Source organism: Kitasatospora sp. NPDC059571, from assembly GCF_042735675.1.
Lineage (GTDB): Bacteria > Actinomycetota > Actinomycetes > Streptomycetales > Streptomycetaceae > Kitasatospora.
In genome coordinates this window covers 5,121-16,376 of the sequence record NZ_JBHWBW010000148.1, presented here as the reverse complement: position 1 = coordinate 16,376, position 11,256 = coordinate 5,121, and the positions used below count along the sequence as shown (strand labels likewise).

At 75.7% G+C, this 11,256-nt stretch carries 8 protein-coding genes; 3 read left to right on the top strand and 5 right to left on the bottom strand.

Features of this window, described 5'->3' with window-relative positions:
* A partial coding sequence (locus ACFV0G_RS18425) for a pyridoxamine 5'-phosphate oxidase family protein (RefSeq protein ID WP_380548334.1) occupies window positions 1-787 on the top strand: 787 nt, incomplete at its 5' end.
* A 141-nt stretch (window positions 788-928) separates the two neighbouring features.
* Window positions 929-2,191: a peptidoglycan-binding protein gene (locus ACFV0G_RS18420; protein ID WP_380548337.1), complete on the top strand. Its 1,263-nt coding sequence runs from the start codon at window positions 929-931 to the stop codon at window positions 2,189-2,191.
* On the opposite strand, the gene ACFV0G_RS18415 is transcribed toward ACFV0G_RS18420, so the two are convergent.
* From ACFV0G_RS18415 to ACFV0G_RS18395, 5 genes are all read right to left on the bottom strand, one after another.
* Entirely contained in the window at window positions 2,184-2,885 is a 702-nt protein-coding gene (locus ACFV0G_RS18415) for a TrmH family RNA methyltransferase (RefSeq protein ID WP_380548331.1), read from the bottom strand. The two genes, ACFV0G_RS18420 and ACFV0G_RS18415, sit on opposite strands and share 8 nt — an antisense overlap.
* Window positions 2,882-5,017 carry an FUSC family protein gene (locus ACFV0G_RS18410; RefSeq protein ID WP_380548328.1) on the bottom strand — a complete coding sequence of 712 codons (2,136 nt, stop codon included), beginning with the start codon at window positions 5,015-5,017 and terminating at the stop codon, window positions 2,882-2,884. Before ACFV0G_RS18410 ends, ACFV0G_RS18415 begins: the two co-directional genes overlap by 4 nt.
* A gap of 9 nt (window positions 5,018-5,026) precedes the next feature.
* Window positions 5,027-6,064, bottom strand: coding sequence for an HTTM domain-containing protein (locus ACFV0G_RS18405; RefSeq protein WP_380548325.1), 1,038 nt, complete (start codon window positions 6,062-6,064; stop codon window positions 5,027-5,029).
* Window positions 6,061-6,693, bottom strand: a complete 633-nt coding sequence (locus ACFV0G_RS18400; RefSeq protein ID WP_380548322.1) for a DUF5819 family protein — start codon at window positions 6,691-6,693, stop codon at window positions 6,061-6,063. The genes ACFV0G_RS18405 and ACFV0G_RS18400 overlap by 4 nt, the downstream gene beginning before the upstream one ends.
* A gap of 87 nt (window positions 6,694-6,780) precedes the next feature.
* The gene (locus ACFV0G_RS18395; protein ID WP_380548319.1) at window positions 6,781-7,917 is read right to left on the bottom strand and encodes a rhodanese-like domain-containing protein; all 1,137 of its coding nucleotides are present in this window, start codon (window positions 7,915-7,917) and stop codon (window positions 6,781-6,783) included.
* Window positions 7,918-8,334: 417 nt separating this feature from the next.
* Between ACFV0G_RS18395 and ACFV0G_RS18390 the strand changes: the two genes are divergently transcribed.
* Window positions 8,335-11,130: a SpoIIE family protein phosphatase gene (locus ACFV0G_RS18390; protein ID WP_380548316.1), complete on the top strand. Its 2,796-nt coding sequence runs from the start codon at window positions 8,335-8,337 to the stop codon at window positions 11,128-11,130.
* Window positions 11,131-11,256 lie beyond the last annotated feature (126 nt).

The window sequence follows — 11,256 nt, the reverse complement described above, 5'->3', positions numbered from 1 at the left end:
GGCCTGGTCCTGCGCCCAGGCCCAGCCCGTGCCGCGCAGCAGGAACAGCACCAGGGCCGCCAGCAGTACGGCGCCGAGGGGGGCCGCCCCCGTGCCCGCGGGCCGCCACCCCTCGCCCCCCCCCCGCCCCCCCCCTCCCCCGCTCGCGGGGGCCCCCCGGCCGGCCGCCGGCGACCCGCTCGCCGAGGCCCTGGGCCGGCCGGCCCAGGTCGGCACCATCGCCCTGGACCCGGCGGGGCGGCGGCGGATGCGGGTGAACGGGCGGTCCGCCCCGGACGGCGCCGGCGGGCTGCGGATCGCGGCCGACCAGGTCTTCGCGAACTGCCCCAAGCACATCCACCGCCGCTCCCCCGCCGACGGCCCGCCCGGGCTGCCGTCCGCCGCCGTCTCGGACCGACTGACGCTGCGCCAGCAGCTCGCGGTCTCCACCGCCGACACCTTCTTCATCGCGACGGCCGGCCCGGACGGCGGCATCGACGCCTCCCACCGCGGCGGCTCCCCCGGCTTCGTCACGGTGGCCGGGGAGGACGAGCTGGCCTGGCCCGACTACCCCGGCAACGCGATGTTCATGACGCTGGGCAATCTGGAGCTGGACCCCCGGGCGGGCCTGCTGGTGCCCGACTGGGAGGGCGGCGGTGCGCTGCTGCTCACCGGCCGCGCCCGGGTGGAGTGGTCCGGCCCGACCGCCCGGACCGTCGGCTACCGCATCGAGCGGGTCGTCGAGCTCTCCGGCGCCACGTCGCTGACCTGGACCGACGAGGAGGCCGCGGTACCGGCGGCACGGTGAACCGATCCGGCGTTACCGGGCCGGACACGCCAGGTTTCGTCCGTATTAATCATATTTTGCTACCCATCAGGTGATATTCCGTCGGCTCACGGTGGAACACATCCCGTCCAGGAACCACGAGGAAGGGACCCACCCGTGCTGATGGAGTTCACCGAGGTCGAGCCGGACAGCGGCTGCGGCTGCCCCGGCTGCGGCGCCCGCCGCCTGGCCCGCCTGCACGCCGCCCGCCCCGCCGACGGCGGCCACCGGTCCGCCCGCGGCGCCCGGCGGGCCGCCGTCCTGGTCGCAGCGGTCGGCAGCGTGCTCGGCGGCACCACCGGCGCGATAGCCGCCGTGCCGCGGGCCGCTACCGCCGACGCCCCCGCGCCGGGCAGCCCGCAGGGCGAGGTGGCCGGCCCGTACGGGGACGGCGCCCCGGGTGCCCGGGCGCTCACCACCTCCACCACCACCCGCGCGGAGATCATGGCGCGGGCGCAGGGCTGGGTGGACCAGAAGGTGCCGTACAGCATGGGTCGCTTCTGGTCCGACGGCTACCGCCAGGACTGCTCGGGCTTCATCTCGATGGCCTGGGGCCTCGGCAGCAGCCAGACCACCTGGACCCTGCCGAACTACGCCGACCGGATCTCCAAGGACGACCTCCAGCCGGGCGACGCCCTCATCTACAACAACTCCGCCGACCCGCAGGGCGGCTCGCACGCCGTGCTGTTCGGCGGCTGGACGGACTCCTCGCACACCCGCTACACCGCCTACGAGCAGACCAGCCCCACCACCGTCAAACGCAGCACCCCGTACGCCTACTGGAGCCACTCCGGCTCGTACCTGCCGTACCGCTACCGCGGGGTGACCACGCCGCCCGCGGCCGACCCGGACGCCTTCCCCGGCGCCGGCTACTTCGGGCCGGGCCAGCGCAACGCCTATGTGCAGCGGCTCGGCGAGATGCTGGTCAAGGCGGGCGCCGGCGCCTACTACGCCGAGGGGCCGGACCAGAGCTGGGGCGAGGCCGACCAGCGGGCGACCCAGGCGTTCCAGCAGGCCCAGGGCTGGGCCGGCGCGGAGGCCGACGGCCTGCCCGGCAAGGACACCTGGGACCTGCTGGTCCGCGGCAAGGGCCGGAGCATACCGCCGACCGCGCCGCGGCCCGTGCCGCCGCCGCCCGTCCCGGCCGCGCCCGCCTTCCCCGGCCCGGCCTTCTTCGCCCCGGGGCAGGTCAACGACTGGGTGAAGCTCCTCGGTGAGCAACTGGTCCGCAAGGGCTACGGCCGCTTCTACACGATCGGTCCCGACCGGGAGTGGGGCGAGGCCGACCGCCGCAACGTCGAGGCCTTCCAGCTGGCCCGGGGGTGGAGCGGCGCCGAGGCCGACGGCTACCCCGGCCCGGACACCTGGCGGCTGCTGTTCAGCTGACCGCGGCCGGCCCCGCCGGGCGGCCGCCGACCGCGCCGTGCACCCGGATCCAGGCGTGCATGGCGATGGCGGCGGCCGCCCCGGCGTTGATCGACCGGGTGGAGCCGAACTGGGCGATCGAGCAGACCGCGGACGAGTGCCGCCAGGCCTCCTCGGTGAGCCCCGGCCCCTCCTGGCCGAACAGCAGCACACACCGCTCGGGCAGCTCGAAGGTCTCGATCGGGACGGCGCCCGGCAGGTTGTCGATGCCGATCACCGGCAGGCCGTGCTCGGCCGCGAAGGCCGCCAGCGACGCCACCGAGTCGTGGTGCCGCACGTGCTGGTACCGGTCGGTCACCATGGCCCCGCGGCGGTTCCAGCGGCGCCGGCCGACGATGTGCACCTGGCCGGCCAGGAAGGCGTTGGCGGTCCGCACCACCGAGCCGATGTTGAAGTCGTGCTGCCAGTTCTCCACCGCGACGTGGAAGCCGTGCCGGCGGGTGTCGAGGTCGGCGACGATCGCCTCGCGGGTCCAGTAGCGGTAGCGGTCCACCACGTTGCGGCGGTCCCCGCCGGCCAGCAGCTCCCGGTCCAGGTGGTCCCCGGCGGGCCACGGCTCGGGGTGCGGGCCCACGCCGACCTCGCGGTCGTCGGGCGCCGCGGTGAAGGCGTCGTCGTACTGATCGCCCTCGTGGGGCACTCCGGTCTGGCTCACGCACCCGAGGGTACGCGGCGGTGCCGGACGGCCTTCTCCAGGTCCGCGGCGGCCTGCATCACCAGGGCCGCCCCGGAGCGGGCGACCGTGGTGCGGTCCTCGATGCCGCCCTCGGGCCGGCGGGCCAGCGAGGCGTCCCAGCGGGCGTGCGCCTCGCGCAGCCCGGAGAAGTCCACCGGCTCGCCGATCAGCACCGCGGCCGCCGCGATCGCCGTCGCGTACCGCAGCTCGTCCGCGAACTCCGCGGCGCCCGGCACCGGCGGACTGTCCGCGTCCGGCAGATGGGCCTCCATCAGGACGGCGGAGCGGCCCAGCAGCCCGACCGCGGCCCGGGCCCGGTCCAGCTGTTTGCGGGAGAGCTCCGGCACCTGGTCGGCGTGCTTCACCGGCTCCGCGTCGGCCCGCTCGATCGCCTGCAGCAGCTCGGAGCGGGCCTCCCGGGAGTCCAGCAGGGCGTCGCGCACCGCCCGCCGGTCCCGGCCCGCCGGATCGCCGAACGTCGCCATGACCTCCGCCGAGTAGCGGCCCGCGGCAGCCAGCCACTCGGCCAGCCGCTCCGCCAGCCGGGCGGTCTGCCAGGTGGGGAAGAGCGCGTAGGCGCCCAGGGCCACCACACCGCCGAGCAGGGTCAGCAGCACCCGTTCCAGCGCCGTCTCCAGCGGGTTCCCCGCCTGCAGTCCGAGCAGGAACACCACGTACGCCGAGACGCAGGCGGTGGTCACCGCGTAGCCGGTGCGCAGCGTCAGGTAGGCGCCGAAGATGCAGATGACGGCGAGCACCGCGGAGAGCCAGACCCCCGGGTCCGCGAGCTGGACGACGGCCGTGGTGACCGCCACCCCGGCCACCGTGCCCGCCAGCCTGGCCACCCCGCGGCTGAAGGTCTGCGCGAAGTCGGGGCGCATCACCATCGCGGCGGTCAGCGGCGCCCAGTAGCCGTGGTGCAGCCCGAACGGCCGGGCCACCAGGTAGGAGATCGTCACCACGCCGGACATCCGCACCGCGTGCTGGAAGACCGCCGAGCGGGGCTGCAGCTGGCGGCGGATCGCCTCCGCCGCACTGGGCACCATCCGCAGCAGCGACGGCCGGCGCAGCCCGCCGGGGGTGCCGGGCCAGGGATCGGTCTCCCGGACGGTGGAGCTGTCCTGCCGGTCGAGGGTGTCGGCGGCCCGGGTCAGCAGCGAGGCCAGCCGCTTCGCGGAGCGGCGCGCGGAGCCGGTCAGCCGGGGGCCGTCCACCGGCCCGGCGAGGGTGAGTGCCGGGGTGGACCGCGGCGGTCGGACGGGCTCGCCGGCCCTGATCGCCCGGGCCAGCGCGTCCAGCGACTCGGCGGCGGCGGCGAGGATCTCGCGGGCCCGGTCGCGGCCCGGTCCCTCGGCGGGGGCGCCCACCCGCGGGTCGGCGAGCGCGGCCAGGGTCGGCCGGATGTGCTCGGCGATGCCGCGCAGGCCGCGCATGCCGGCCGGCCGGTGGCGCTGCTGCCAGGGCGTCAGGGCGGAGGCGCTGCGGGCGGTGATGAAGGGCTCGGGGTCGAGGTGGGCGGCGAGCGGGTCCTGGCGCAGCCGGCGGGCGTAGTCGGCGAGTTCGGCGTAGGCGTCGGCGAGTGCCTCACGCTGTGCCTCCCAGCGGTCGACCGGCCAGAGCAGCACGGTCAGCGCCTGGACGGCGCCGCCCAGTGCGCAGAGCGCCGCGTGGCCGAGCGCAGTCGCCAGGCTGACCGGCAGCTGCACGACGACCAGCATGACCGAGACGGTGGTCGCCGCGACCACGCCGCCGGTCGGGCCGACCGCCCAGATCAGGCCTGCGCCGAAGGACCAGGCGGCGAGCAGCAGCGGGAAGGCCGGCGGCAGGCCGACCGCGGCGTACCCGAGGAAGGTGGAGACGCCGAGGGCGAGGCCGGCGGCGGCGCCGAGCGAGGCCCGCGGCCGGAACGAGCGCTGGAAGGTCGCAGTGCCGGCGATGAAGGCGCCCATCGCGGCGGAGGTGGCCGGCTTCGTCCCGGCGATCGCCAGCACGGGGAAGACCACCAGGGCCACGGCGAGCGCGCCGCGGGCCGCGCGGCGCGGGTCGGAGAGCGCCCGGTCGGGGACCAGCCCGGACTTCGCGGTGTCGCGAAGCGCAGCTGACCACGGCATGGTCGGAGCCTAGGGCAACGGGGTGCGCCCGGCCCGGCGGCGCACGCGTCCGGGCAGTTCGCCCAGCCGGAGCAGGAACGGGGTGGGCAGGAAGACCGCGTCGGCGGCGATCATCGCCAGGGAGAAGAACGGCAGGCCGAGGACGACGGCGATCACGGCGTGCTCGGTCATCATCAGCGCCAGCAGGACGTTCTTCACCCGCCGGTTGACCAGCGTGAACGGGAAGGCGACCTGGGCGATCACGGTGCCGTAGCTCAGCGCGAAGGTGACCAGCAGGCTGGAGCCGAGCAGGGCGGACAGCCCGGGCCAGGGGGTGAAGTAGTCGAGGTGCAGCGGGTAGTGCAGCGCGGTGCCGTCCTGCCAGCGGGTGCCCTGGATCTTGTACCAGCCGGCCGTGGAGTAGATCAGCACCACCTGGGCGGCGATCACCAGCATGGCGCAGTTGTGCAGCATGGTGGCGAGCGCGTCGGCGACCGCCCGTGCCTCGCCCGGCCCGGCCTCCCCGGCGGGCGCCCGGCGGGCCCGGCGGCGGGCGTCCAGCGACCAGACCCGGGCGCAGCGGGTGAACACCAGGTAGAGGGCCATCAGGTGGACGACGTTGTCGCCGCCGTCGCCGACCAGCACGTTGCGGTTCTGCAGCGACAGCACGGTGACCGCGAAGAGCACGCTCACCGCCCTGGTCCGCCAGCCGAGCACCATCAGCAGCGCCGCGACGATGCCCAGGTGGTAGACGGTCTCGAACCAGATCCGGGAGTCGGACCAGCTCAGGACGGTGAACGCGTGGGTGGCGGAGAGCAGCCGGTCGGCCAGGTCGGCGGACCACGGGGAGCGGTCGCCGTACAGCACCCGTCGGTTGGGCCACTCGCGGAGCAGGAAGGCGAGCCAGGTGAGACCGAAGCCGATCCGGACCACGGCGGCCTGGTGGGGGCCCGCGGTGCGGGTGGTGAAGGCGTCGAAGAGCCGCTCGAAGCGGGTCGGCGACTCGGGCGCGGCCGCGGTCGGGACCGCGGCGGCGGGGGCCGGGAGCAGGTCGGCGGGTTCGGTCACCGCAGCCCCCGGTAGTCCTCGTCGTTCACCGGCCACCAGGACAGCTCGCGGGCGGGCGTGTCCGCGCCGGGCTGTTCGGTGCTCCAGGCCGGCGGGGTGATCGCGGCGGCGGCGGAGCGGAACTGGATCTGCAGGATGCGCTCGCCGCCCGCGGTGCGGCCGAAGCGCTGGAGCGCGATGCGCTTCAGGTACTCCTCGGCGAGCCGGCCGCGCTCGGTCGACGCCACCGCGCCGTCCTGCTCCGGGTGGGTCGACTGGTAGAAGTCCCAAGCCCGGCGGAGCATGTTCTGGTCGACGTGGCTGGGGGCCGGGTTGTGCCGGACGGCGGCGGTGTCCTCGTCGGTGAGGCCGACCCAGTCACGGGTGTGCACCGCGCCGGTGTCGGAGACGGTCTGCACCCGGGCGTCCACGGTGATGTTCTGCTGCAGCGGGTCGGGCGCGAACAGCTTCCAGTTCTGCTCGAACTCCGGGTAGACGATGTCGTCGACCTGCCGCTGGTAGCGCTGGGAGACCGCATTGGCCGGCGCGACGTGCAGGAACAGCGCGCCGAGGAACAGCCCGGTGGCGCCCAGCATCAGGGCGCCGGACAGGCAGAGCACGGTCAGGGCCGGGGTCGACCAGGTACGCAACGGCCCACTCCTCCCCTGACGGCACGGCCTGCCGGGCCATCCTGCCGCACCCGGACGGCGTGCGACAGGAGGACGGCCGGACGGTGCTCAGAGGACGAAGGCGTCCCGGCCGTCGGCGCCGACCATCGGGCGGCCGGCAGCCTCCCAGGCGAACATCCCGCCGTCGACGTTGACCGCGTCCCGGCCCTGCGCGACCAGGTACTGGACGACCTGGGCGGAGCGGCCGCCGACCCGGCACAGCACGAAGAGCCGCTCGTCGGGCAGCTCGCCGATCCGGGCGACCACCTCGCCGATCGGGATGTGCAGGGCGCCGTCCACGTGGCCGGCGTCCCACTCGTCCTGCTCGCGGACGTCGAGCAGCACGGCATCGGCGGGGACCGCGGCGGCTTCGGCGGTGGGCAGCTGGTTGGCGAACATGGTGTGGCTCTCCCGGGTGTCGGTGGGTACCGGTCCATTGTGCAGATCGCCGCCGAGCAGCCGCTCGAGTTCGGCTCGGCGCTCGGAGGCCCGGCCGAGCAGCTGCTCGGCGAGCTCCTCCAGCAGGCGCTCGGGCTGCTCGGGTGCGAGCAGCAGCAGCTCGCCCATCGGCGTGCGCTCCAGCCGGACCTGCTCGGCGGCCAGCTGGCCGATCCGGGCGGTCAGCCAGTCCAGGCGGCGCAGCAGCCAGTCGGGGCGGTCGGGGGAGTCGGGGGCGGGGGCCGACTCGGGGGCTGTGGACCACTCGTGCGCGAGGTCCTCCAGGGCGCCGGCGTCGCCCAGCGCGTAGGCCTCGTTGACCCGGGCGATGAAGTCGGAGCGGCGCTCCTGCTCGGCGGGGTCGGTGGTCAGGTCGGGGTGGGCCCGGCGGGCGAGGTCGCGGTAGATCCGCTGCGCCTCGCGGTCGGGGCGGACCTTGGCGGCGGTCGGCGGCGCGGGCGCGAGGTCGGCGGTGGCCGGGTCCTCGGGCTCGGCGACCCGGCTGCGGGCCTCGGCGGCGCGGCGCAGTGCCTCCGGGTCGCCGCTGGCGGCCGCCAGGGTCTCGGCGATCAGGGCGTCGAGCTCGTCCAGGCGCGCGTACAGCGGGCCGAGCAGCTGGTGGTGGACGAGCGCGAAGTTGTCGATCTCCACCCGGAGCGTCGCGACGTCGACGTCGAGGGTCAGCCAGGCCAGCTCGGCGGCAGCGACCCGCTCCTCCAGCTGCAGCCGGTCCTGTTCGCTCCACTGGGCGGGGCTGTCCGCGCTCACCTGTCCGCCTCCGGTCGTCCAGTCGGTCCGGCCTGCCACCCTACCGGGGCGCGGCGGGGCACCGGGGGCCTGCGCCGGGGCGGAACGGGGGAGCGGTCCTGGCGGGTCCGGGCGTCAACACAACCCCGTTTTCGATGATCATTTCGGGTGAACCCGTTGCGCATGGCGGCGTACGCAAAGTGACATGCAACTGATACCGGCAATCTCCTGGATTCGCTGTTGGAGCCGCCCCGGTCCGTGCTGCACTGGAAGGTGCACCGGCGCTGCACCGCACGCATGCCTGAGTGCCGCACGGTTGCTGGCGTACAACAGATGGGGACAGACACAGGAGCGGCAACAGAAGAGGAGCCCAGTACGCCGCCCCCAGACAACGGCCGCCACCCAGGCACGGCGGACAGGCGGGAGCAGACCGAATCCATGGTGGACGAGCCCAACTCCACACAGATCCCGAACGACGGCGCGGGTGACCCTCCCTCCGGAGTGGTCGCCCTGCTGCGCGTCGCCGCGGTGCTGGTCGACCCGGACGGCCGGATCGACCAGTGGAACCGCGCGGCCGAGGAACTGTTCGGACACCGCGCCGAGGTGGCCCGCGGCCGCACCGCCTCGGGCCTGCTGCCGGCCGTCGAACCCCGCCCGGAGACCGCCCCGGCGCGCGGCGGCACCCCGGCCCGCCGCTGCGACGCCCTGGACACCCTGGACGACCTCACCCAGCTCGACACCCCGTGGGCCGGCGCCATGTCGGTGGTCGACCGCGAGGAGCGGCTGCGCGACGTCATCTGGTGGGCCTACCCCCTGATCGAGCCCGGCGGCCGCAGCCTGCTCGCCCTGGCGGCCGACGCCCGGCCGCTGCGCTCCGGCGGGCCGCGGATCGCACTCGGCCGGCGGCTGCTCCCCTACGCGGCCGCGCCGGCCGTCGGCGGCGGCGGCTTCCACCGGGTCGCGCCGGCGTTCGCCCCGGCCGGGCCGGGCGGCGCGGCCGCGCTGGCCGGGCTGCTGCCGTCCGGGGCGGAGCGCCGCGGACGGCTGCTCGCCGGGCTCGCCGAGGCCGGCCTGCCCGCCCTCTGGGTGGACTCGGCGACCCGGCTGCCCGTCGTGCCCTACGAACCGGCCGGCCAGGGCGCGGCCCGGGTCGCGGCCGGGCTGATCCGCCGCTACCCGACCCCGCAGCAGCGCGCCGAGCGGCCCCGCGCCACCCGCCGCCCGGGCGACCCGGCCCGCGCCGGCGGCCGGGTGGCGATCGGGCTGCAGATCCTGCCCGCCCAGGCACCCTCCGGTGCCGACGGCACACCCCCGCCCGCGACGGCCGTACCCGGCCAGCGCGACCCCGGGAGCACCCTCGTGAACGGCCCGACCCAGGGAGGTCCCGCCATCGAGTCCATCGCCAACGGCAGTCCCGCGGTCCGCGCCGCGACCCCGGACCTGCCGGCGCCGGCCGCGGACGGGCCTGCGGTGCCCGCCCCCGCATCGCCCGTCCAGCCCCCGGCCCCGCAGCCCGGCGCGCCGGGCCTGTCCTCGGTGGAAGTACTGACCGTCAGCCAGCCCGGCGAGCAGCTGGCGCTGCTGAGCGAGGTCGGCAGCCGGGTCGGCACGACGCTGGACCTCGACACCACCGCCCGTGAACTGTGCGAGGTACTGGTCCCGCGGGTGGCCGACTTCGCCTGCGTGGACCTGCTGGACGGGCTGATCTCGGACTCCGAGCTGCCCGACGAGCGGCCGGACGACCGGACGATGCTGCGCCGGGTGGCGCGGGCGGTGCACATCGCACCGCACACCGCGGCCGGACACTGGGACCACGTCCTGGACGAGGGCGCGCTGCTGGCGATGCCGCGCTCCACCCCGCCGGGGCTGGCACTGCAGGAGAACCAGCCGGTGCTGGTCCCGGTGATCAGCCCGGACGTGGCGGTGGACTACGCGGCCTCGCTCGGCGGCGGCCCGGACCTGGTGCCGGTGGTGGTGGGCCGCTCGATGCTGGTGCTCCCGCTGTCCGCCCGCGGCACGGTGCTGGGCATCCTCAAGCTGCTGCGGCTGCCCGACCGGGCCCCGTTCGACCACTCGGACGCCGCGACACTGCGCGAGCTGGCGGCGCGCGCCGCACTGTCGCTGGACAACGCCCGGCTGCACCGGGCCGAGTCCCGGGTGGCGACCACCCTGCAGCGCTCGATGATCCCGAACCGGCCGCCGCGGATCCCCGGCGTGCAGGTCGCCCACCGCTACCTGCCGGGCGACTCCCGGGCCGAGGTCGGCGGCGACTGGTTCGACGCGATCCAGCTGCCCGGCAGCCGGGTCGCCCTGGTGGTCGGCGACGTGATGGGCCACGGCCTGCACTCCGCCGCCGCGATGGGCCGCTTCCGCACCGCGATGCAGACGCTGGCCGCGCTCGACCTGCCGCCGGGCCAGCTGCTGCGGCACCTGGACAACCTGGCCCACAAGCTGGGCGACGACCACCTCGCGACCTGCCTGTACGCGGTGTACGACCCGATCAACCGGACCTGCGAGCTGGCCAGCGCCGGCCATGTGCCGCCCGTCCGGGTGCACCCGGACGGGCGGGGCGAGCTGCTGGAGATCCCGGCCGGCGCCCCGATCGGGGTCGGCGGGGTGCCGTTCGTGGCGAAGAAGATCGAGGTGTCGGACGGCTCGATGCTGGTGCTCTGCACCGACGGGCTGGTCGAGGTCCGGGGCGGGGACATAGGGGAGGGGCTGGCCGCGCTCTGCGGCAACCTGATCGATCCGAAGCAGACCCCGGACGAGGCCTGCGACACGGTGCTGGAGCGGCTGCACTCCGACGACCGGCAGGACGACATCGCGCTGCTGGTGGCCCGCTTCGACGGCGTCCCGCCGACCGAGGTGGCCACCTGGGAGCTGGCGGTGGCGGAGGACGAGGTGCGCCGGGCCCGCCGGCTGGTGCGGGAGCAGCTGGCCGCCTGGGGGCTCGGGGCGCTGACCGACACCGTGGAGCTGCTGGTCAGCGAACTGGTCACCAATGCGGTGCGGGTCGCCCGCGACCACGTCCAGCTGCAGCTGATCCGGGTCGACAAGCTGCTGGTGGAGGTGAGCGACGACAACCACAACCTGCCGTCGCTGGAGCCGGCCGAGTCGCTGGACGAGAACGGCCGCGGGCTGAACCTGGTCAGCAAGCTCGCCGAGCGCTGGGGCACCGCCCGCAAGGCCGTCGGCAAGGTGGTCTGGTTCGAGCTCGGGCTGCCCCGCGGCTGACGCCCGGCCGCCCGCCCCCGGCGGGCGGCCGGCCGGGCCGCCCGCGCCCCCCGTCCTGCAGCGCCTGGTCGAGCTCTGCGACCGCCGCGGCGACCTGCTCGCCGCGCTTGCCGCCGTCCCCGGGCC